Source organism: Bradyrhizobium sp. CCBAU 11430 (assembly GCF_028128855.1).
GTDB lineage: Bacteria > Pseudomonadota > Alphaproteobacteria > Rhizobiales > Xanthobacteraceae > Bradyrhizobium > Bradyrhizobium ottawaense.
Genome location: NZ_LBJV01000041.1, coordinates 1 through 22,248 on the forward strand (window position 1 = coordinate 1; position 22,248 = coordinate 22,248).

19 protein-coding genes are annotated in these 22,248 nt (G+C 58.0%); 6 read left to right on the forward strand and 13 right to left on the reverse strand.

All coding sequences use genetic code 11. From position 1 onward, the window contains the following. Window positions 1–848: 848 nt before the first annotated feature. The 13 genes from XI04_RS10740 to XI04_RS10800 all read right to left on the reverse strand — a co-directional run bounded on the left by XI04_RS10740 (window position 849) and on the right by XI04_RS10800 (window position 16,378). Window positions 849–1,466: a hypothetical protein gene (locus XI04_RS10740; RefSeq protein ID WP_271623656.1), complete on the reverse strand. Its 618-nt coding sequence runs from the start codon at window positions 1,464–1,466 to the stop codon at window positions 849–851. Next, entirely contained in the window at window positions 1,463–1,987 is a 525-nt protein-coding gene (locus XI04_RS10745; protein ID WP_271623657.1) for a hypothetical protein, read from the reverse strand. The genes XI04_RS10740 and XI04_RS10745 overlap by 4 nt, the downstream gene beginning before the upstream one ends. A gap of 1,528 nt (window positions 1,988–3,515) precedes the next feature. Further along, entirely contained in the window at window positions 3,516–3,884 is a 369-nt protein-coding gene (locus tag XI04_RS10750) for a nuclear transport factor 2 family protein (RefSeq protein ID WP_271623658.1), read from the reverse strand. Between the two features lie 547 nt (window positions 3,885–4,431). Beyond that, a complete protein-coding gene (locus XI04_RS10755) occupies window positions 4,432–6,231 on the reverse strand; it encodes an FAD-dependent oxidoreductase (RefSeq protein ID WP_271623659.1) in 1,800 nt (599 codons plus the stop codon). Beyond that, entirely contained in the window at window positions 6,215–7,060 is an 846-nt protein-coding gene (locus XI04_RS10760; RefSeq protein ID WP_271623660.1) for a phosphoenolpyruvate hydrolase family protein, read from the reverse strand. Before XI04_RS10760 ends, XI04_RS10755 begins: the two co-directional genes overlap by 17 nt. Continuing rightward, on the reverse strand, window positions 7,047–8,300 hold the full coding sequence (locus XI04_RS10765; RefSeq protein WP_271623661.1) for a Tm-1-like ATP-binding domain-containing protein: 1,254 nt from the start codon (window positions 8,298–8,300) through the stop codon (window positions 7,047–7,049). The genes XI04_RS10760 and XI04_RS10765 overlap by 14 nt, the downstream gene beginning before the upstream one ends. Window positions 8,301–8,943: 643 nt before the next feature. Next, entirely contained in the window at window positions 8,944–9,645 is a 702-nt protein-coding gene (locus tag XI04_RS10770; RefSeq protein ID WP_271623662.1) for a branched-chain amino acid ABC transporter ATP-binding protein, read from the reverse strand. Beyond that, entirely contained in the window at window positions 9,638–10,372 is a 735-nt protein-coding gene (locus tag XI04_RS10775; protein WP_271623663.1) for an ABC transporter ATP-binding protein, read from the reverse strand. The genes XI04_RS10770 and XI04_RS10775 overlap by 8 nt, the downstream gene beginning before the upstream one ends. Then, entirely contained in the window at window positions 10,359–11,444 is a 1,086-nt protein-coding gene (locus tag XI04_RS10780) for a branched-chain amino acid ABC transporter permease (RefSeq protein ID WP_271623664.1), read from the reverse strand. Before XI04_RS10780 ends, XI04_RS10775 begins: the two co-directional genes overlap by 14 nt. Window positions 11,445–11,462: 18 nt before the next feature. After that, window positions 11,463–12,680, reverse strand: a complete 1,218-nt coding sequence (locus tag XI04_RS10785; protein ID WP_271623690.1) for a substrate-binding protein — start codon at window positions 12,678–12,680, stop codon at window positions 11,463–11,465. Between the two features lie 7 nt (window positions 12,681–12,687). Then, complete coding sequence (locus XI04_RS10790; RefSeq protein WP_271623665.1) at window positions 12,688–13,545, reverse strand: branched-chain amino acid ABC transporter permease; 858 nt, start codon at window positions 13,543–13,545, stop codon at window positions 12,688–12,690. A 32-nt stretch (window positions 13,546–13,577) separates the two neighbouring features. Continuing rightward, entirely contained in the window at window positions 13,578–15,092 is a 1,515-nt protein-coding gene (locus tag XI04_RS10795) for an amidase (protein WP_271596544.1), read from the reverse strand. Between the two features lie 434 nt (window positions 15,093–15,526). Beyond that, window positions 15,527–16,378 carry an AraC family transcriptional regulator gene (locus XI04_RS10800; protein ID WP_271596545.1) on the reverse strand — a complete coding sequence of 284 codons (852 nt, stop codon included), beginning with the start codon at window positions 16,376–16,378 and terminating at the stop codon, window positions 15,527–15,529. A 274-nt stretch (window positions 16,379–16,652) separates the two neighbouring features. Between XI04_RS10800 and XI04_RS10805 the strand changes: the two genes are divergently transcribed. The 6 genes from XI04_RS10805 to XI04_RS10830 all read left to right on the forward strand — a co-directional run bounded on the left by XI04_RS10805 (window position 16,653) and on the right by XI04_RS10830 (window position 22,167). Beyond that, complete coding sequence (locus tag XI04_RS10805; RefSeq protein WP_271623666.1) at window positions 16,653–17,591, forward strand: ribokinase; 939 nt, start codon at window positions 16,653–16,655, stop codon at window positions 17,589–17,591. Window positions 17,592–17,745: 154 nt separating this feature from the next. Continuing rightward, window positions 17,746–18,576: a 3-methyl-2-oxobutanoate hydroxymethyltransferase gene (locus tag XI04_RS10810; RefSeq protein WP_271623667.1), complete on the forward strand. Its 831-nt coding sequence runs from the start codon at window positions 17,746–17,748 to the stop codon at window positions 18,574–18,576. 65 nt (window positions 18,577–18,641) lie between these two features. After that, entirely contained in the window at window positions 18,642–19,643 is a 1,002-nt protein-coding gene (locus tag XI04_RS10815; RefSeq protein ID WP_271596548.1) for a sterol desaturase family protein, read from the forward strand. 63 nt (window positions 19,644–19,706) lie between these two features. Beyond that, window positions 19,707–20,030, forward strand: a complete 324-nt coding sequence (locus XI04_RS10820; protein WP_271596549.1) for a MocE family 2Fe-2S type ferredoxin — start codon at window positions 19,707–19,709, stop codon at window positions 20,028–20,030. Between the two features lie 29 nt (window positions 20,031–20,059). Beyond that, window positions 20,060–20,935 carry a sugar phosphate isomerase/epimerase family protein gene (locus tag XI04_RS10825; RefSeq protein ID WP_271623668.1) on the forward strand — a complete coding sequence of 292 codons (876 nt, stop codon included), beginning with the start codon at window positions 20,060–20,062 and terminating at the stop codon, window positions 20,933–20,935. Then, a complete protein-coding gene (locus tag XI04_RS10830; protein ID WP_271623669.1) occupies window positions 20,932–22,167 on the forward strand; it encodes an NAD(P)/FAD-dependent oxidoreductase in 1,236 nt (411 codons plus the stop codon). The genes XI04_RS10825 and XI04_RS10830 overlap by 4 nt, the downstream gene beginning before the upstream one ends. Window positions 22,168–22,248 lie beyond the last annotated feature (81 nt).

A 22,248-nucleotide genomic window follows, 5' to 3' on the forward strand; every position in this document is an offset into this window, starting at 1 on the left:
CCGCGACACTGACTCGCCATCCTGATCGCCGCGCTCTTCCGACCCAGATCGTCGCGCTATAGCCGGAGGTCGCGTGTTCGCCTACTCAATGTCGGCTTTGCTAGGAAAGCACAGGACGTCGAGAGCTGTGCGGCCGGTCTGATGAAGTTTGGTGTGTCGCTGCTTCGCAACAGCAATCGCGGACAGTCATTCGGGGCAAGGAAAACCAAATGCCGCCGCCGCCGGCGGCCTGCCGTCATGCGATCAGAATTGATCGAATCCGGGTGCCGAGCGCTTATCGAGTGTCCCAAGGCTTTATGAGGCATGCGTTGCCGTCGACCTACGGTGTCGGCGCCTCTGCCACCGACCTTCCGCCGAGCCGGGCCCGCTCCTCAACGTGCATGCGAATCTGCAGATTCGTCCCTGCGCTGCCAAGGGCAATGGGTCTCTCGCGCCAGGGCGTGGTCGATCATCGTGAGCCCTCGTAAGCACGTTAAGCGGGGCCAGAGCTGCTTTCCTGCAACCTTGGACTGACCTGGCCCGAGCTGGGCCTCGAAGCATTGGTGCACGACCTGCAGCTTTGACATTAAAAACCTGTTCATTCCCCATATCTGCACCCAAGGTAATCAGTTCTTACAACATTTAGTGGCAGAATAGGGAGGTCAAGGCAGCGATTCGCCTTTCACCCTTCATTTGTACTGCGTCCAACACTTGCGGGACAATTGAGCCCAGGGGGACGGATGGACAGGGATACCAAGGCAATCCTGCGGGCTGCGCAGAGAGTGGGGGCCAAGGAAGTTACGCCGCAGGTCGCAGCCGAGTTCGCACGTGTGCTGCGCGAATCTCTTGGCCTGAAGGAAGATGGTCACCTACGCCTTAGAGACGACCTTCCAGATGGTGATCGCGTAGTTGGCAGCAGAGAGAGCAATGGAAAGGTATATAAGCCCATAGCAGAATATTTGGGCCTGCCGAAACTGCGTTAGTCGGCCCGTCGCACTCGACTGTTTCAATATCGATCCATACTCCCTTGCGACGATCTCAATCACGCGAGCGCCGATGTAAGTATCCTTCACATGGCGCAGAATTGCCTCTCTATCTCCTTGGACGAGATCTAAGGAGCCAATCTTCCTAAGCAAACTGCCGTACTCTGCTGCATCTATTTCGGTTTCCGCACGGATACGCGATTCCAAAGCTGCCTTGATCCGGGACGTAAAGTCAGTCTCTTGCAGATAAAGCTGAGCATAATCCGGGCTGCCCACGCCTGGCCCCCAGGTCTGGTAAATTCGGGCGGCTGCGAAATAGCAAAGACCGCAGAGGAACATCAGCATCCACTGATGTGGAAACCTCAAATCGAAGCCCCAACTCTGAACGACACCAATGAACCAAGTGATGAACGTGGCACCGTAGACGTACACGAAGAGCGTTCGCGAGCCGATCGTGTCGAGCATACGTCGAATGAAAAACCAATCGTTCGGAAATGCGTTCATTTACGGCTGATGACCGTGACAACCTTTTTCACGGTTCCCTGTTCACCGTTAAGATCCAGCGCACGGATCATCGGCCCGAGCTTTTTGGGGAGATATTTCTTGATGTACTCCTTCGCGCGGGCCTTGCGCGCGTTGTAAGTTATTTTGCTGAAGAACTTGTCGAGAATACCGTCTAGCTCCCGCTCGATATGCTCCATGATTGCCCGAGAACTAGCCATACTGCGAGCATCACTTGCCGTGTAAACCAAGGTCGTGCCGGACGACAACGAGATAGATACCTCGAATTCAATCGATGAAGGATCTCTGCCGAGCGCGAGCATCATTTTTCGTAGGCCCTCGTCAAATGTGCCTTTGATCAGAATCGTTGATTCGTCTCGCGACATGACCTGCATGGCAGGAACATGACTTCGGCAGCGCTCAACCAGCCTCGAATCCGACTCGAGTTCGTCCTTAATACTTTCCAGGACTTCGAGAATGTTGTCTTCTGACGTGCCAACGGGCACGACGTCAGTAAACGGCATGATTTGCCTCAATAATTCTGATTGTTAGATGTTGAGAGGTTCACAAGACCGGAGTGCGCAATAGCCGAACTCTAGTCTCCGGCCTGCGGATTTTCCGGTTTGTGGTGGCCATAATGACGCGTGTAGCAAAGCATCACCCCTGAGCTTATTAGCCCGCCCGAAAGAAAAGGATAGCCCATACCAACCTGGCAAATGTGGACTTACAACATGACAACAACTACGTCTGCGGTGCGGCGTTAAGGTTCAGATTGCACCACACCTAGGGATATCGCGCTGCCGTACCAGGCCGATCTCTGTGACCTCATACATTGTATCGGAGTAATTGAGTTTGACTGGCACACTAGCGCAGTTCATCGGCAGATTTCGTCGACTTATCGCGATGCTTTGACGAATTCCGGCGCCTCTCCGACCGCAGGCGAAGTAATACGGCCTACAAAGAAGCTCGCTCATTCGAGATGAGCCATCTCGTCACTGAATTGCGCCAACACGAAACCCAACGACGCTGCGAGTGGCACGCACTTCCATGGCCCCCGCAAAAACGTCAGCGAACTGCCTCGTGAGGTTCGCATGAATGATTGGCGCAGCCGGTACACTTTAAAAAAGGCCGCTGCCGGATTTCTCCAACAGCGGGCTAAGTCTAGGGAGGAAGCAGACGAACCGGCCTGCCAGCGGAGCGGAGGAACTAAACGGAATCTTGTTGTCGCCCCTTTTGATACTGCCGACGTATTTCCGATCGCGTCTGGAGAATGAATCGAGTTCGCGGACTAGAACGTGGTTAGAGCCTGAGAAAGTCTTTGCTTCTAGTCGCCATTGTTCCAGACGATCTCGCCTGGGTCACGGGGCTTGAGGCGAGCATAGGGGTAAGCTTGGGTAAATCGGACGGGCGACCTCAGCGATCAGAGGCAGTTTCGTAAGATCCGCCGCCTACGCGGCAGAGGTTTCAGCCTCGAGGTGGGACTTTCGGGGTTGCCTACCGGCGGATACACATTTTGGATTCCGCACGCAGAACTGAGAGCACTTTGCGCTCATCGTGCGTTTCCCGCCCTCCATGGCCACAACAATGGGAATCAGACGGCTCACCAGAAGAATGGCCGTCGTGATCCGCCAAACCAGCCGTGGAGAAGCCGGACACCCCACTCGTTTCTAAATACGTATCGCTGTCGCTGGGCGACGATGCAACGCTGTCAGGCCGCCGGGGCAACGAGGAAGAGAGAGAGAGAGAGAGAGAGAGAGAGAGAGAACTCTGACGAGGAACACGCACCAACCATGACGGCCGACAATTGCTTGCCCACTCTGTAAGCGCTTTTCCGAGGCTACATGCCAGAATCCTCGAACCAGCCGCGATCAGGAGTAAGATCGCCGCGAGATACGCTACGGTCACGGAAGAATGCTGACCTTCGCATCAGAGTAACAATTGTGGTGCGAAGAAGGTTCACGCCCGCATTTCATGCGATCCGAGATAAGTGGGAAGGCTTGGACGTGATGTCCCATGCCCCTTCGGTTCGGTCAAAGTCGCCAAAGCGAACCATCAGGGTCTGCGGGACGAATGATGATGCAAGATCTGGCACGAGCTGTCTTTGTGGCAGAGTACGAGCGTAAAGCGCGCCGGTATCGTCCCAACGTCGTCTGTCGAAGATTGCGAAAAGAGGTAATTGCCCACAACCAGAACGAGGCCATCCCCTAATCTGACGGAACGCCACGTCTCAAATCTCACCGAATCCGTGTTACGGAAATAGGTGCGAATCTCTTCTGCCCCCGAATGGAGCTCCGGGCTCGTTGTACCGTAGAGCACGGCGTCAGGTGCGTATAAGGCTGCCAGCTTCTCGATGTCGTGAGCGTTGAAGGCTTGCGCCCAGAGCACCAAGAATGCGCGCACGTCAGGCGTCACATCGTTCATATTCAAAAAGAGCCCCCCAAATGGAAGACATTCAGGTTGCGCAGCGCGCCGGTTGTTCGCCCGACGTAGTCCACAGGCGGTTAAATTCCTTTTCCGAATCGCCAGCTTTTTGCCGGTCTTCCACACGATGAGCCGGCAATGTCGCCGCGATCATAGCTGTACGCGTCCCTTCCAGATAGTAGCCGCGCCGCGTCGCGAACTGCGCGTGGCGAGCTGCGTGTTTCGGAGCGGATCCTGGCCATGCAGAAATGTATCGTCCGATTGTGTGTGCAGGCCGCGCCGAGGTCAGGCATCATCGGTAATTGGAAGAGGAGGCGGATCGTCGCGGCTCTTTATCATCACTCGTCGACCAAGACCAAGTCGCGCGGAGAACATAACACTCGAGAGATTACCATGCGCGCGGCGGCCTCTCGTTGTTTGGCGCCCTGGCATCAAGCCAGAGAGGCTAACAATGGCGCTCCTTGCCCACATCAGCCATCCAGCTTGAACGAGACACCGAGCATATACAACCTCGAGAGAAGCTAGGACAGCAATCGCATTCCTTCATTTAGGATGCTACGCGATTCTTCGTGCTTGAGGCGGCGAGTATATCCGCCACGGCGCGGTAGCTGAAGACGATCGCAGGACCGATTGTAATCCCTGCTCCGGGGTAGATTCCGCGCATTGGCGATGTCATATCGTTGCCGCAGGCGTAGAGACCCTGGATCGGCCTGCGTTGACCATCGAGAACTTTGCCGCAGCTATCAGTCGCGAGGCCCAACGCAGTGCCCAGCGTTGCCGGAACAATCGGCAGCGCCACGAAGGGGCCCTTTCGGATCCGTCCTAGATTCGGGTTCTTTGTTCCGACCTTTGGATCTCCAAGCGTGCGGTTGAAGGTCGACTCGCCGCGTTTGAAGAGCGGATCGATCCCTATGACGGCATGGGTGTTGTGCTCCTCGATCGTCCTCTCGAGCACGTCGGGGGCGAGCCCGATTTCTCGGGCGAGTTCTGCGATTGTTCGGCCCACCTTGATATATCCAAGTCGAGCGTATTTGCCGACGCTTATCGTCCATGGCCATGGCAACAGATGCCCCATGCCTCTAAGGCGAACGAACTCGGAATCACAGACGAAATAGAACCGCTTGTCTGTGGGGTATCCGTTAGCGAACATCGCCAGGCAGATGTCATGGTAAGAGTTGGACTCATTTACGAACCGGCGCCCGTTCGGCGCGACTGCAATAACGCCGGGACGTCCGCGATCGAGCCAGCCATACGGGACCACCTTTGACGTGCTGCCCGTCTTGAGAATCGATACCGGTGTCCAGAAGCCTGCGGACGCGACATCCTTGTCGACTGCGGCTCCGACCTTCTCTGCAAGCTCAATGCCATCGCCCATGACATCGGGATGAGCCAGCGTATCGTCATGCTGATGTGGTCCGCTCAGCTCCGCTCTCAGCTGTGCGTTGCGGGCGAAGCCACCCGTTGCGAGGATGACGCCATGGGAAGCACGCACGCGTACCTCGGAACCGGCATGTTTCACGATCCCACCTGTGACTCGCCCATCCTCCTTGATGAGTTCAAGAAGAGGAGACGCCGGCCATATTTCGACATCGAGCTTGCGCAAGCTCACCAGCAAGCGTGCGATCAACGCGTTGCCTCCACTGAATTCCGTACCGCGCCTGTAGCTCAAGCGATCGCGTGCGTAGCGGCTCACGCGACGCAAGACGTGCTTGAGGGACGAGATGGATTGAAACGGATTGAGAAAGCTTCGGACTTCACCGGACGAGATCATCATCCCTCCGAGTACAACCCGAATGGGATCGCCGATGAGATCGAAGTCTTTGCCGAGAAGGCGCGCATCATAGGGCGCAGGGCTGAGCGCCCTACCCTTGTCTGCGCCACCGATTTGGCTGGAGTGATAGTCGGGCGCTGGGGCCAGCGTGAACTTGACCTCACTCCCGTGCTCGAGCGAAGCAAGCGCGGTTGGACCGTCCTCTAAATAGGCTTCGATAAAGTCCGGCCGGTAGTGATTGCCAAGCTCATGCTGAAGATAGGTCCGAGCCTTGGCGAGCGAGTCGTCGATTTTCGCGGACCGCGCTTGAACCGAGCAGGGCACCCAGATCATGCCGTTAGAGAGAGCTGTCGTTCCGCCGAGGCGCGGCGATTTTTCGCAGACGATCACCCGTAGTCCAGCTTTCGCCGCATAGAGAGCGGCGGACAGACCGGCCGCACCGCTACCGATCACGAGGAGATCAGTTTCGCGATACTCCGGCGATCTGCCCGCTGGGGGAAGCGCTGTCCTGGTTTCCATGCCTGATTGGCTGATTGGCTTTTTCATCCCGGTTTCTTCTTTATTTGCGATGAACATCAGTTTGCCCGGGCAGAGGAACGGCCTTAAATTCCTCTGCCGCCGTCTTCACTGCACGTTCGATTGGGATCCGTTCGATGGAGGAGGCGCCAACGAAGCCGACACAATCGGTCGACCGATAAACTTCATACGTGTCCTGCGGCTCTGCGATTGCGCCGCCGTGGCAGAGAAGAATGATGTCTGATCGAACCGCCTTGGCTGCCGCGTTGATTTCGTTAATGCTCCTGATCGCCTCCTGGATCGGCTGTCCATCCTCGTGGCCCACCAGACCGCCGCGAGTAGCGCCGACATGAGGGACAATGCAGTCCGCTCCTCTGCTCGCCATGAGCTTGGCGTCTTCTGGGCTTGCGACGTAGGCGAGCGAGAAGATGTTCTTCTTGCGAGCAGTCGCAATCAACTCAAGCTCGCGCTCGAAGCCGAGCCCGACACGGCCGCGGCGGTCACGCCATTTTTCCCCCATGGTGGAGATGGTCGGGTAGTTGATCACGCCGGAGAAGCCGGCAGCGGAGAACTTGTCTAGAAGGGCATCAAGATCAAGCCGGAGAGGATCCCAGGCTTCAACGCCCCCAATCACAGGCACAGAAGATACGACGTTGCGAATTTCCGCAGCGAGCTCAAGCGTACGGGCATTGGAATCGCCGATGCGACTGGTGGGAAGGCCCATGAGCCGCGACAGACCTGTGCTGTAGACGACCAGCATATCGGCTCCCCCGAGCGCGGCGCATTTGGCAACCAACCCACAGCTGCTGGCCGCGGCGAGGATCGCCTTTCGGTCCGCAACTTGGGCTGCGATCCTCGAAAGAATTTCCGCGCGATCAAATATTTGCACGAGAAAAGCCTCCCAGCCCGAGCTGCTCGACGATCCACGTCACGGCGGTCTCGGCAAATTCACGGTCGTTGATGTGGCAGCTGAGCTCGCGGACTGTGATCTCTGGCCGGACATTGGTCTTGATTGCCTCAAGCCAAGCGTGGTCGGCTTCCGCGTCTCGAAATACGCCACCCTCCCGGTCGTAGTCCGACACACCTTTAGCCGGCCAAAGCACAATGGCAGGCCCCTTAGCCTGCGACAGCCGCTCGGCCGTAAGCGCGCCGATATCAATGTTCTCGGCCGGCGTCGTACGCATCAGAGTTGTGTAGGGCGTATGGGAGTAGAAGCGCCGGTTTCGGAATCGATCGGGTACGCTGGAGGGCGGACCGAAGTTAACCATGTCAACGGCGCCGGGCGCGATCACTTGCGGGATCTGTTGGTGCGCAGCCGCCTTGAGCCGATCGGGGCCCGCACTGGCCGTGCCTCCCACGAGTTCATCGGCCAACTCCGTCGTAGTCAGGTCGATCACTGCATCAAATTCGCCGGCAGCGATCAACTGCTCCATCTTCCGGCCACCGGCTCCGTTGGCTGGAAACACGATCGCGTGCAGACCGGCATCGGCAAGTAGGGACACGCACTGATCTGCCGCAGGCGTCGTCACGCCAAAGGCTGTGATCGCAACGATCTTCCGCTCGCGTTTGCTGTTGTTGGATTGATAGTGCATGGCGGAGATCGCCCGCCCTGCATTCTCCAGCACTTTTGCCGTAAAGGCATTGACACCAAAGAGATCGACCAGCGTCGGGTACAATATGATGTCGTGATGGCTTGCCAGTTCAGCGAGAAGCGCAGGCCGCGCACTTGTCACCAGCAGCTTTGGAAAGCCGTACGGCAAATCGGAGACGATCTCGCCGAAGGCGGCGCTCCCCTTCCCTCCCGCAACGGCCACAATGGCGTCGATTGTGCCATTGCCTCCAAGCTCAGCCACCCTCGCGCGGGTCGACGCGGCGATCTGTGTCAGGAGCTCAGCAGGTGAAAGCGAGCGCCTCGCAGAATCGATAGCCTTGCCTCCCGACGATGTGCCGATATCGATCAGGACGGTCTTTCGACCGAATTTTTGGATTATGTCGGATAGAAAAGAGGCCTCGCGACCCTTGGTGTCCAGCGTGGCGACAATCGCCACTGCCGGCGATGCAGAAGCAGGACTTTTGGATAGGTTACCATCCCGGACTGCCTCTTGGTCGTCCGCGCGATGGTGAGACACGATCTTTCTCCCGAACCATTCTAGTCTCTCGTGGTCTAGGATGACTGAAACCGGAGCATAAGAACGGAGGCGGCCGGAGTTGGGTAAAGTTGGGTAGATGCATCAGTTGGAGATCACCGACGGTCTAAGTGCCTTGCCGAGACCACGGCGCGGCGTCTATGCGAGCCGTTCCGGCTCCCCCACGCACCTCAGGTACTTCTGCTTCGTCATTCTCGAACAATGCGAAGTCGGTGTTGATGAGCGCGAAAATTTGCTCGGTTGGCAGACATCATTGCTTGTCCTTTCCGGACACGCGAAAGTCAGCGCGGCCGGAGCAGAGCTAGCGATCGAGCCGATCCGCCGATCCGCCGATCCGCAACTCTTGAGCCAACTAACCAATTGTGGCTCTTTGCTGAGCACCAGGTTCGCCAGAACAGTGCTCACTATGGCCGTGATCAGCGAATCAATCAGGCATCCGACCTATGGATCGGATACAAGCAGGTTGAGGGGTACCTCGGCTGCTGCCGTAAGATGCCGCAATGGTTCCGCGGGCACTCTCGCCTTGCTCGGACGCCGGTCCCGAACTGCGACGTCAAGGCCTTGCGCAGTCAGGTCGCGTAGCGAAAGGCTGGAAGTGGCTCTATCCAGGACTGAGGTTAGACACTTACGGCGCGAGGTACCGCAGAAGTTCAGGATTACCGCGGACGTCCCCTGCTGCGCCCTGCAGCGCGATGCGGCCACGATCGAGCACGTATGCGTGGTCCGCGACCCGCAATGCGAGATCGAGGTGCTGCTCGACAATGACGACCGCGATCTCCTTCGCGAGTTCAGTCAGCCGTTCGGTGATCTCCTCGATCACCCCGATCCAAACTCCCTCGGTCGGCTCATCCAGCAGCAATAGTTTTGGGTCTCCCAGTAAGGCGCGCCCGATCGCTAGCATCTTACGCTCGCCACCCGAAAGTGTGCCCGCTGCCTGATCAAGGCGGTGGCCGAGCTTAGGAAACATCGTCAGGACGCGGTCAATCGCTGAAGCGTTGGTGTTGAAGAGCGATCCCATCGCAAGATTATCCCGCACCGAGAGGCGTGCGAACACCGAGTGCTCTTGCGGCACATAGCCAATGCCAGCGCGCACACGCTGCTCAGTTCGAAGACGGTTGAATGCCTGGCCATCAAAGACCACCTCGCCTCTCCAGCTTGGTAGCTCGCCGACAATGGCTTTCATTAACGTGGTCTTTCCTGCACCGTTACGGCCAAGTACGGCGACACCGCCTCGCCAGGGAATACCGAGGGTCAGATCAAACAGCACTTGGCTGCGCCCGTACCCAGCGTCAAGATGCCTTATGTCGAGGAACTGTTTCTTAAGCACGGCGTAAGTAGATCTCCTGGACACTTTTGTTGGCCTGGATCTCGGCCACGCTCCCTGTCGCCAGCACCCTACCTTGGTCAAGGACCGTGAGGCGGTCGCAGATGTCGCGGATGAAATCGAGATCGTGCTCCACGATGACGATGGAGCAATGCTGTTTGATGGGCCGCAAGAGTTCGCCGGTGACGCGGCGCTCCTCAAGGCTCATGCCTCCGGTAGGCTCGTCCAACAGCAGGAGCTGTGGCTTGCCGGCGAGCGCCATCGCGATCTCTAGCCATTGCTGCTGGCCGTGGGAAAGCGTTGCGGCGGCATCGAACGCACGATCGGCGAGACGGAACTGGGTCAGCATCATCATGACCTGATCGTGCAGCTGTCTGCGGCTGCGCGACAAGACAAGATCAAGCAGCGAGCAATGCCCTTGCAGCGCGAGGAGGATATTGTCGTAGAGCGTGAGGGTTGGCAGTACCGATGTGATTTGAAACTTCAGGCTCATGCCAGCTCGGGAGCGCTCGCTGGGCGTGAATGCAGTAATATCTGTATTGATGAAGCTGACCTTGCCCTGCGTTGGCACCTCCGCCCCCGCTATGCACTTCATCAACGTGCTCTTGCCCGAGCCATTGGGCCCGATCAATCCGTGGAACTCGTTCTCGCCGACGGTGAGCGCCGCCTCCTCGAGAGCTGTAAGCTTTCCGAAGATCTTGCGAATGCCTGCGGCTTCAAGAAGCGGCATGATGCTCTGCCTTCTTCTTTTGCGCTTTCGCGGCGAAGCTGCCCACGCGCTCGCGCTCCGTGAGCACCATGCTGATAAGTCCGAGAGGCCGGAAAAGGATCACGCCGAGCAGAAGCAGGCCCAAAATGATCGGCCAAATGTCCCGGTAATTGTCCGACAGCCAAAAGGATAGGCCTTCGACGATAGCCGTACCGATCACCGCGCCGATCAGCGTACCCGAGCCGCCGAACAGCACGTAGAGCACGACCTGGGTGGAGACAACAACGCCGACCATATTGGGCCAGACAAAACCCTCCTGGGAAGCGTAGAGGCTGCCGGCCAAGCCTGCGATGGCGCCGCCGATCGCGAACACTATGGCTTTCAAATGTTGTGTCTTGTATCCGAAGAAAGCGATGCGCTGCTCGTTCTCGCGCAGGCCGGCGAGCGCGAGCCCGAACTGCGAGCGCACCAGAAAGCGGCATGCCAGGTAGACAGTGACGAGAAGCCCCAGTGCAAGATAGTAAAACACCGGCCCTTCCGAGAATTCGTAAGTGCCGAGCGTCATCGGCGGAATCGAGGGAATGCCGTTCTGGCCACCGAGGTAGTACCAGCCGCGAGCGAGACGATCGGCGGCATAGGCACCGGTAAGAGTCCCGAGCGAAACGAAGATCACGCTGGCCGGATGCCTGCCGAGGAGTAGAAAACCACCGAGCAGCATCGCGAAGACGAAACCGATCAGTGTGCCTGCGGGCAGCACCAGAAGGATCGAGGTGATGTCGAGGTCCCGTGCAAGCAACGCAACGGCGTAGCCTGCCGAGCCGAAGAAGAGGGCCTGCCCGAAACTCATGATCCCGGCATACCCCCACACGAGATCGAATGAGAGAGCGAAGAGCGCCAAGATCACGACGCGGGTCGCAAACACCGTAAGATAGTCGTGGAGCATCATCGGGAGCACTATTGCTCCAATAAGCACTAGCCCTTCGATGATGAACAGGACTGGTCTAACCCGTCCTGCAAAGGCTGTTTCACCGATTTCGGCAGCTGCGAGATTGACTTCTAGTGTGGGCACCGAGGGCCTTTCTACCGCGCTCATGGCTTTATTGGGGGTTCGTCAGCATTCCCTGGGCTCGACAAGCCCGTTGCTGCGCTGCACGATTTCAAACTTCCCGCTCTTGCAAACCGCCGTGTACATGTTCATCCTACAGTGACGTTTGCCGGGAACCATCTCCGCCGGTCCGCCCGGACCTTCCGCGATCTTGGCGTGATCGAGCGTTGCAGCGACTGACTCGCGATCGACCTTTCCAGCTTCCTTGACGGCGGCCTCCCAAAGCTTCAGCCCGCGGTAGGTACTGGGCGCGGCACTGCTCGCTGCAAACAGGGACTCTCCAGGATATTCCTTCTCATAGGCCGCGTGAATTCTGGCGGAGACCGGATCATCCTTTGCGACTGCTTTGTAATAGTCGAGACAACTTGCAAGCCCCTCCATCTCATTGGCAGCATGGAGGCTGAGATAATTTTCATCCTCATTCACGGCAGCAAGCCGTCCGCCATTCTTGAGATATCCCGCTTCGGAAAGCTGCTTGAATAAGGGACCGACGCCTGGAGGAATGACGGTATTGAAGACGGTATCAGCTTTGTTCGAGATAATTGCGTGGACGGTAGCGGAGAAATCGATCTGGTCGAGAGGATAATACTCCTCGAACACGACCTCCCCGCCATTGGCTTCGATCAATTTACGAGCATATGCGTTCAGGTTGCGCGGCCAGATATAGTTTGAGCCTGGAAGGGCAAACTTCTTGCCGCCGTTTTTGATTAGCCAAGGTATAAATGTGTCGCATTGCTGCGCCGGGGTGGCGCCGGTACAGAACAGGTATGGTGTGCATTCCTGACCTTCATAGAATTGCGGATAAATATAGAGCGTCTTGCCCCGTGAAACGATGACATCCTTGATGGCGTTGCGCATTGAGCTGGCGAGGCCGCCGAGGACCATGTCCACCTTGTCGCGCTGGATCAGCTTGCGCACGTTACCCACCGCGATCGATTCATTGGAGGCGGTGTCTTCGATATAGAGCTCGATCGGTCGGCCCAGCAGTCCGCCGGAATTGTTGATCTCCTTGATCACCATCTTGGCAACATTGGCATCCGCCTTTCCGGCGAAGCCGATCGGGCCGGTGAGATCGATCGCGATGCCGACCTTGATCGGACCTTCGGCGGCATTGGCCCAGTCGGGCCGGATCACCCAGCTGCCGGCTCCTGTAGCGATCGCACCAGCCGTGAAAGCGAAGTTCGAAAGGAAACGACGGCGTGTAAGTTGGACGCGATCAACAATCATATGATTACACTCCCCTTTGAGCGATGAGGCCTTGCGGCCGACACTTGACGAAAACGATAGCAAGTACGAAGACGAGCACATCGGCGACGACCGGTGCCACAGCCCATGGCAGCGCCGCGCTGACAGCGCCGATGATGCCAGCGCCTGCTACTGGTCCGATGAAGGAGCCGACCCCACCAACCATGACCGCAACAAATCCCTGGATCAGAAAACGAACTCCAAGATCGGCAAATAGATCGAAAACAGGCACAATAAGCGCACCGGCGAGCCCCGCTAGCGCTGCACCGAAGGCAAAAGTAGCGCCATAGATGAACGTCGTCGAAACGCCAGATGCGCGCGCCAGAGCGGGGTTTTCAAGTGTCGCCCGAACGCGGAGGCCGAAGCTCGTGCGCGACAGCAGCAGATAGCAGGCTCCCAACACCAAGCCCGTGATCACGAGGATCGTAAAGCGCCAGGCCGAGATGTGCATGGTGGCGATACCGATAGATCCGCCAATTGGCTCCGGAACCGTCAGATACAAGCCGCCAATGAGGCCACGCACCGTCTCTCGGATGACGAGGCCGAGCGCATAAGTGCCGAGCATCGCCACGATGGGTGCCGCATAGAACCGGCGGATCATGAGCGCTTCGAGCACAAAGCCCAGCAATCCGACGAGAATAGGTGCGGCAGCCATACCGACCCACACCGGCAGACCATGATGATAGGCGAGATAAGTAATGTAGGCACCGAGCAACACGAACTCGCCTTGGGCAAAATTGAAGATGCCCATCATGCTCGCGATGACTCCGAGGCCTAGCACGATCAGGACCATGATCGCGCTGAAGCTCAGAATGTCGAATGCCGCCATGAATGTGTTAGTCATATAGATCCACCCGCGCGCCAGCGCAGCTCGCCTTACATCTTCTTCCAGTCACCTATTTGTTCGAAGGCATGGGCGGCACGGTAGATCGTGGATTCCTCGAAGTAACGACCGACGAGCATCAGGCCGACTGGCAATCCGTCGACCATTCCGCAGGGCAGTGACATGGCTGGATGATGCGTAATGTCGAACGGCGCGGTATTGGTGAACATTTCGATCGCGCGAGTGAAGTAATCCTCGCGGCTGGCATTGGAAGGCGGCAGCGGCGTTGCCTTCATCGGTGTCGTCGGCATGAGCAGGAGATCGTAACTCTCGAGGGCCTTGTCGTATGCTGCAGCGAGCCGGCGTGAGATGTTGAGCGCCTTGCCGTAAAAGCGGGATCCAAAGGTGTTGTTGATATAGGTGCCGAGCAGCAGGAACAGCTTGGTCGTCTCGGACAACGAATCCGCCTGCCGCCGCCAACCGCGATGGAAATCCATGAGCGACGTTGGATATAGATCGCCTCGGCTGACACCATAGCCGTCGCCGTACATCATGGTCTGGACCGCGCCCTCAGTTCCGATCGGCGTCCAGATCGCCGCTCCCAACAGATGCATCGGAATCGAGACGGTCTCAACGGTCGCACCGAGATCCTTAAAGCGCTTGGCCGCCTCCCGCACGCACTCATTGACAGAAGCCTCCGCCGAAGGCTGCTCGAATCCTTCCTTAAGGATGCCGATCCTCATTCCTTTGATGCCGGCACCCAACGCTTTGGTGTATTCATCCACCTTTGGTGCCTTGATGCGCGAATCGTAGCCGTCGTCGCCGGCAATCACCTCCAGCAGCAGCGCGTTATCGGCTACTGTCGCCGTGATCGGTCCGGTGTGATCGATAAAGACCTCAATCGGCATGATTCCCGTGTAGGGAACGAGACCCCAGGTCGGCTTCATACCGTATGTGCCGCAAAACGAAGACGGCATGCGGATCGAGCCGCCTTGGTCGCCGCCGATCGCCATGTCGACCTCGCCGAGCGCGACCACAACCCCACTTCCGGAGGAGGAACCGCCGGCCGAATAGCCCTTCTTGTGTGGGTTGTGTACCGGGCCGGTTGCATTGGTGTGGCTACCGCCGGAGAGACAAAACGCCTCGCAGTGGACCTTCCCGGCGATTTCCGCGCCAGCATCGAGCATGCGCGTCACGATCGTGGCATCGAAATCGGGTACGTAGCCTTCAAGTGTGGCACAGCCATTCATCATAGGCACCCCGGCCAACATGATGTTGTCCTTCAAGGCAACCGTCTTGCCTTTCAACTTTCCGCTGGCGGCCCCCTGGATGGTGGTCTTGCGGTACCAAGCGTTGCGCGGATTTTCGTCCGAAGATGGCCTATAGCCAGGGGTCCGTGGATATTTGACCGCCGGCAATTCGTCGGGCATCGCAGCGACGAGATTGTACGATTCGAGCGTGCCCTGCATCAGCCCCCGGAAGGAGGCAACGTCTTCATCGGTCAGCGAGAGACCACACTGTTGGGCGATGCTGCGAAGCTGGATGGGGGTTGGAAGGGCGACTGACATGGGCTTTCCTAAAAATTTATCCTGGTATTTAGACGTGCCGCCTATCGATTATTCTACGATGGCCGCGTCCCCGCCATTCTGAGGAGCAAGTGCATCCGCCACAAAGAGGGCGCGCAAAGGGATGTGAGTAATATTGGGTAAAGCAGCTCGCACTCATCCATTGCTCGTGCAGAGCATTGCGGAGCTGCCGGGCCGTCAAGCCTTGCCGCTTCCTGTCTCGGTTAGCGCGAGCGTCTTGTTTTTCGATCGAGCGGCCGGACGAGCAAGCCAGCGCGATCAGCTTAGAGTTGCAGTGTGGCAGCCATCTGACAGAGCCCAATGCACTCCCAAGCTCCCCACCCCGGCTCGTTGACCTTGACTAACAAGCTCCACCGCAGGAAGAACCTGATGTGCTCCAAAGGGTGAGTAAATGTGGCAAGCAGAAAGATATTTATTCAAGTCCCTTCGGCCCGCCTCCAAGTGCGGGGGGCGGTGCCGGTGCTACGCTTGAACTCGCGACTGAAGTGATAGACGTCGCAGAAGCCGCAGCGTTCAGCGATAGTCCCTAGTCGTGCATCAGTTTCCAAGAGTAGCCTTTGTGCCATCATAATACGCTCTCGGATCAGCCAGCGCCTCGGGTTGATCTGCAAATACTTTTGGAATAGGCGCCGCGTTTGTCCGGGGCTGAGACCGGTGACGGAGGCCAGCTCATCGGCATGCCAAGGTCGCTCTGGCGCGTGCTGCATCTCTGAGACGATGGCGCGCAATGGGGCGGGAAGACGAGATTCACCGTGCCTGGGTGAAGGCGCTGCTATCAAGTGCAACAGCTCCGACACTATGTGATTGAGAGCCATATCGACGTTATCATCTCTCGCGCGCAAGACATCAAACAACTCATCGAACCATCGTTCAATCTCGCTCGGCTTCAAGATCGTCGTGAGGGTTGGGCCGTCGCCGAACACCTTGCGCCGAATGGCCGCACAATTGGGTCCATCGATCCGCACCCATAGAACGGTCCAGGGATCGCTCTCATCTGGCCAGTGCGCATGCGGGGTCTCGTTGGCGATCCACATCAACTGATTGCGGCCAACACTTAATGTCCTCCCCTCGCTGGATACGAAACCACGACCCGCTTTGCAGAACAGAATGTCTTGGCCCGGATAGCTATCTCGCGCGATACGATGGTCCGGGGCAGTGATAGCTTTACCAGCTCGTAGCACCGTAAAAGCGCAGCGAATCCACGCGACGTCAGGAACGACGTACTGATGGCTCTCAGGAAAAAGCGTGCGCTGCAACAACTTTGACATGCGCGTTTTATATAAATTCAAGCGTACTTTGTCCATTTCCGCCGGCGAATTTCACATTTAGCCTGGCTAATAACGAAGAACAAGAACTCGCAGCCGCATTCCTGGACGCACGTTTTGTATCCTTTTAAGTTCGCTGCGAGGATTCACGGAGGAGACGGTGCTGACACTCACCGGCCCCAAACTGCGCCGGCACGATGAGCTTCTGATATTCCCGAGCTCATACGGCGCCGACGTTTGAGCGCTGACTTCAAGCATCATTTTAGGGGAGGACTTGATGACAAAGCCAAGAATCACCGTCGTCGGCAGCTTCGCAGTGGGGCTTACCATTCGCGCTCCAAACATTCCGGTCTTCGGCGTCACGATGCTGGGCAGCAGTTTCGATATGGGTCCTGGCGGCAAAGGATCGAATCAAGCAGTTGCGACTGCGCGATTAGGCGCAGAGTCATCATTGGTCGCCATCATTGGCAAAGACAAGTTCGCCGATATCGCGACAGACCTCTACAAGTCCGAGGGCGTCGACGCCGCCTATGTCAAGCAAATCGACGAAAGTCCCACGGCTGTTGGCTTCATCATCCTCAACGACCGGGGCGAGAACTTTATCATCATGGACTATGGTGCCACGAACGCTATGGATCCGGATTTTGTGGATCGTGCCGAGAGCCGCATTCGGGAAAGCGACGTCGTGATGGCGGTCCTCGAGCCTCCGGTCGACGTCGCAATGCGCGCCATGGAGCTGGGCCGAAAGCACGGCAAGAAAACTATTCTTAATCCAGCTCCTGCGGCGCCGCTTCCGGATGAGATTTTCAAGTTCATCGACTATCTTACGCCAAATGAGAGCGAACTTCGTATTTTGTTAGGCCTCAGGCCGGACGATCCGCGGCCTTCGCGGGAGCTCGTCGAGTTGCTGCGCAAGCGGGGCGCCTCCAATGTAGTTGTAACACTTGGCGACCGCGGCGTGCTCATTGTCACTGACACGATCGACACAGCAATCCCGGCCGCCGAAGTCGAGGTCGTGGATACGACCGGCGCTGGCGATGCGTTTAACTCAGGCTTCGCTGTGGCTCTGGCTGAAGGCCAGGACGTGATCGAGGCCGCACGTTTTGGGATTTGCTGCGGCGCTCTCGTCTGCACCAAACTCGGGGTTATTCCCGGTATGGCGACGCGCAGGGCTGCCGAGGACATGTACCGCAAAATTTTCGCCACGCGTGGATGAGAAGCCGGATGGCTGATCAGACAGCTTTCGACTGCCCTGTTGGCTTCGAGCATCGTAAGCGTCGCCAATCGCGAAGTTTCGAAACGGTAGCAAAGCAGATGCGGAACGCCGGGCACCATCCCTTTTGCAAGAACCTAGCGAGTTGATTAGCAAGATGCCGCGAATTTACGATTGGACGGCGCGCGAGGCTGAGCGCACAGTGACGGTGGCCGACCTCCGCACGGCCCGAAAAGCGGGCAAACGCTACACGCAAGTAACCGCTGATACGGCGGACGAGGCGGCGGCGGCGGAAGAAGCCGGTATCGAGATGCTGGTGACCCGCGCCCCCAACGTGGCGGCCGTGCGCGCCGGCTCGAAGCGACTTTTCATCACCGCAGCGCTCGGCTTTACCGATGCCGCAACACAGGACGATATCTTACGCACCGCATTGAAGGCGCTGACCGACGGTGCAGATGCGGTGATCACCGCACGCGGCATGGCGACTGTCGCCATGCTGGCGGCGGAGGACATTCCGGTGATGGGTCACCTGGGGCTTGTTCCAAGGAAATCGACCTGGGTGGGAAAGCTTCGCGCTTTCGGCAAGAACGCGGACGAAGCGTTGGAGCTTTTCAGTCGCTTCCGCCGTCTTGAGGACGCCGGTGCGTTCGCGGTGGAATGCGAGCTCGTTCCTGCGCGTGTCATGGCCGCAATCCAGCCACGGACGGGCCTAGTCACGGTTTCGCTGGGTTCTGGACCGAGTGCGGACGTCATCTTTCTGTTCACCGCCGACATCTGCGGCGAAGAAGAGCGGCGCCCTCGGCATGCGAGGGCCTACGGAGATCTTCGCGCGCTACGGCAGCGCATCAAGCAGGATCGCGTCAACGCCCTTCGCGCCTTTCGGACGGACGTTGAAGCGAACTCGTTCCCCGGATCTTCCGAGGTCGCCGCGATTGGAGACGACGAGTACGGGGCATTCATGACGGCACTCGAGGAGACGCCCCGGTAGGGCCTGCCTTCGCTAGCCCAACTGTTCGTTCTAAGCTCTGAAATATCTCTTCTAAGGAGGCATCTGTGGATGACGCCCTGTTCGGTAAGAGGGACAAGCGCGGACACTGGACACCCAACAAGAAGCTGAAGCGAGCGCCGCTCTTTGTATGGCCTACGCAACCGCTGAAGCTTCTACGATTCTTATTTGGCTATCCGGGATACCTTTGGCCTTGGAACGCACTTTATTGCGCGGTCGCCGCTATCTCGTGGCTCTATCTCACGCCCGCGCTCGAGACAATGCGGGATTTCCGTTGGCAGTGGATCGCTCTCATCTTCCTCCGGAACGCAGGACTGACGGTCCTGCTCTACGGCGGATTCCACACTGTCCTCTACATCCAGCGTCGGCAACAGAAGCAGTTCAAATACAATGCCAAATGGCCCGACATCGAAAATCCGACGTTCTTGTTCGGTAACCAGACCGCCGAGAACGTTTTCTACACGCTGGGCGCCGGGGTGCCGATCTGGTCTGCCGTTGAAGCGGTGACGTGGTGGGGATACGCGAATGGCTACATGCCATGGGTCGCGTTTGCCACCCATCCCGTCTACTTCATCGTGCTTCTCATGCTTGTTCCAGCTTGGCGAGAACTGCATTTCTACCTCATCCATCGCCTGCTCCACATGGGGCCTCTTTACCACTGGATCCATAAGATTCACCACAACAACGTCAATCCGGGGCCCTGGTCTGGCCTGTCCATGCACCCGGTCGAATCTCTATTTTACTTCACGGGAGTATTGATCCATCTGGTCGTGCCATCACACCCGCTGCATTCAATGTTCCAGCTCATACACGCCGGATTATCACCCGCGAAATCCCATGTTGGCTTTGACCGCATGTATCTCGACGACGAACATGCCGTCGATACCGACAACTACTATCACTACTTGCATCACAAGTACTTCGAGGTGAACTACGGCGAGAAGCGCATCCCTCTGGACGAGTGGTTTGGTACTTTCCATGACGGCTCGCCAGAGGCCGACGAGGCTCTCACCAAGCGTATCAAGGCCAAGAAGTGGGCCCGTGGATAAGGGTAGCGAATGGGAGAACCGCGATTTGCCCTCCACTCTAAGTTCAGGAATAGGGGAAAAGACATGGTGACGACCACAGGTGAATGGGTGGCGGCTTGTCCGGCCGAGGCGGTGCGGCCGGAAGAGGCGCTCCGTTGGGACCATGCAGGAGCGAGTTTTGCGATCGTTCGGTCGCCTGACGGAGCCTACTTTGCGATCGATGGTCACTGCACCCATGAGAAGATCCACCTGGCGGATGGCATCGTCGATGGAAATATTATCGAATGCCCCAAGCACTTCGGGACCTTTGACTACCGGACCGGTGCGGCCCGGACGCTTCCAGCTTGCATCGACCTGCGCAGCTACGAGGTGAAGGTCGAGAACGGCACCGTTTTCGTTAAAATCTAAGCGGACCAAATACGCGGGAATGCGGGACGATGTCAAAGCGGAGTTTGCTCATACTCCAGTCACTCTGGGCAATGGAACGGCGCCAGCCCGACGGAATCGAGCGTTCGATCGACCATAACATCGCGATGATCCAGGAGGCCGGGTTCGATGGCATCAGCACCTCCTGTACCGATCCTGCGCAGGTTGCCCTGGTTGCCCGCGCCTTGGCCGGCTCGGGGCTTGCCGTCGAGGGCGTGTGCTTTCCGCAGACGATCGACCACTTGAAAAACGCCATTGATCTGGCTCGGGATCTCGACGTCCTGCATCTCAACGTCCAACCGGACATCCGCCCGCGCCGTCTCGCCGACTGTATCCCGCTGCTGGAGGGCTGGATCAGGGTGGCGCAGGATGCGGGGATGCCAATCTACTTCGAAACGCATCGCAACAGGATGACGACGGATCTTCTCTTTACGCTCGACCTGCTGGATCTGGTCCCAGAGATGCGATTGCTTGCTGATCTCTCGCACTTCTTGGTGGGCCGCGAATTCTGGTATCCGATCTCAGACGAAGACGAAGCCCTGGTGCGCCAAGTACTCGACCGCACCTGGGCATTTCCTGGCCGCGTTGCGTCCCGCGAGCAGATACAGGTCGAGATTACATTTCCCCAACACAAGATGTGGCTCGATCTGTTCCTTCGGTGGTGGAAATACGGATTTAAGAGCTGGCAACGGCGCGCTCGTGCGGACGCCCGTCTGTCTTTCACATGCGAACTTGGCCCGCAGCCTTATGCAATCACCGATCGCGATGGCAAAGACACCACGGACCGTTGGCAGGAAGCTCTCCTACTCAAATCACTGGTGCGCAATCTCTTTGAGGAAGCGATAAACGATGAGCGGCCGCCGCCCGGAAATGGGTTAGTCGCGTGAGTGATCAATCGGCAATCGTGATCGTTGGGGCGGGTGAAGCCGGAACGGCCGCTGCCGTCGCTCTGCGGCAGGCCGGCTGGCGAGGCATGGTGGTCCTTGTCGGCAATGAAACAATGCTTCCGTATGAGCGCCCACCTTTGTCGAAGGGGGTCCTGATCGACGAGATCAACCCTGGACCAAAGTTGATTGTGACATCGGAACGGTTTGCCGAGCTAGAGATCGACTATCGCCCGGGGAGCGAAGTGGTTTCAATTGATCGCGCAGCGAACATGGTCAGGCTCTCAGACGGATCACAGATAGCGTACCACCGGCTCCTGCTGGCGACGGGAGCCCGACCTCGAAAACTGCTGGTCCCTGTCGCCGAAGGAGTGAAGGTGGCGACGTTGCGGACGTATGAAGACGCCGCGCGCATCCGCCGGGCGATCGGTCAGGGATGCAAGGTTGTCGTGATCGGCGGCGGATTCATCGGGCTTGAGGTTGCCGTGAGCGCGGTCTTAAGAGGTGCATTGGTCACGATACTTGAAGCAGGACCGCGGCTGCTGACACGGGCTGTGCCGGCTCCGATGGCCGAAATGATCAGAGCCAAGCATGAACGAGCTGGCGTACGCATCGAGACAAGTGCCACTGTCGAGCGCATCGGTTTCAGCGAAGGAAGGTCCAACGTGGTGATGGCCGGTGGTCGCTCGTATGAGGCTGACCTGGTGATCGTAGGGATCGGAGCAACGCCAAATGTCGACCTTGCGCAAGCTGCCGGACTGGCGGTCGACGATGGGATCTTGGTGGACGAGACGCTCGCAAGTTCGGATCCGAGCGTTTTCGCGGCGGGGGATTGCTGTTCGTTTCCACATCGCCTCTATCAAAAGCGGGTCAGGCTGGAGGCATGGCGCAATGCCCAGCGGCAAGGCGCGGCGGCCGCGGCAAACATGATGGGCGAGAACCGCCCTTACGAAGACGTCCCCTGGTTTTGGTCAGATCAATACGGCGAGACACTGCAAATCGTCGGCCTCTCTCCTGAGGGAGAAGCGCCAGTCATCAGAGATCTCGGCCCAAATGGCCAGATCGCGTTTTACCTAGCCGCCGACAGACGCCTCGTGGCCGCGTGCGGATTTGGCAGCCTGAGCTCCGTAGCGAGAGAGATACGCTTCGCCGAGATGATGATCAGCAGGCGGCTTAGCCCCGCGGTAGAGGCTCTCGCGGACCCCGCCATAAGCCTGAAGACTCTGGTGGTCTAGGAATTCAGCGTTCGGCACGGCATAAGAGTTAATCCTGAGGATCCCAGAAGGAAGTCGACGCCCGGAAGCGCTTGCCTTGCG

Bases quoted from the DNA above. Each gene is read 5' to 3' on its own strand.
- XI04_RS10775 (WP_271623663.1), bottom strand. From the start codon at position 10,372: ATGCCGCTTCTTGAAGCCGCAGGCATTCGCAAGATCTTCGGAAAGCTT.
- XI04_RS10800 (WP_271596545.1), bottom strand. From the start codon at position 16,378: ATGTCAAAGTTGTTGCAGCGCACGCTTTTTCCTGAGAGCCATCAGTAC.
- XI04_RS10745 (WP_271623657.1), bottom strand. From the start codon at position 1,987: ATGCCGTTTACTGACGTCGTGCCCGTTGGCACGTCAGAAGACAACATT.
- XI04_RS10780 (WP_271623664.1), bottom strand. From the start codon at position 11,444: ATGAGCGCGGTAGAAAGGCCCTCGGTGCCCACACTAGAAGTCAATCTC.
- XI04_RS10820 (WP_271596549.1), top strand. From the start codon at position 19,707: ATGGTGACGACCACAGGTGAATGGGTGGCGGCTTGTCCGGCCGAGGCG.
- XI04_RS10790 (WP_271623665.1), bottom strand. From the start codon at position 13,545: ATGACTAACACATTCATGGCGGCATTCGACATTCTGAGCTTCAGCGCG.
- XI04_RS10825 (WP_271623668.1), top strand. From the start codon at position 20,060: ATGTCAAAGCGGAGTTTGCTCATACTCCAGTCACTCTGGGCAATGGAA.
- XI04_RS10810 (WP_271623667.1), top strand. From the start codon at position 17,746: ATGCCGCGAATTTACGATTGGACGGCGCGCGAGGCTGAGCGCACAGTG.
- XI04_RS10805 (WP_271623666.1), top strand. From the start codon at position 16,653: ATGACAAAGCCAAGAATCACCGTCGTCGGCAGCTTCGCAGTGGGGCTT.
- XI04_RS10750 (WP_271623658.1), bottom strand. From the start codon at position 3,884: ATGAACGATGTGACGCCTGACGTGCGCGCATTCTTGGTGCTCTGGGCG.
- XI04_RS10755 (WP_271623659.1), bottom strand. From the start codon at position 6,231: ATGTTCATCGCAAATAAAGAAGAAACCGGGATGAAAAAGCCAATCAGC.
- XI04_RS10740 (WP_271623656.1), bottom strand. From the start codon at position 1,466: ATGAACGCATTTCCGAACGATTGGTTTTTCATTCGACGTATGCTCGAC.
- XI04_RS10795 (WP_271596544.1), bottom strand. From the start codon at position 15,092: ATGTCAGTCGCCCTTCCAACCCCCATCCAGCTTCGCAGCATCGCCCAA.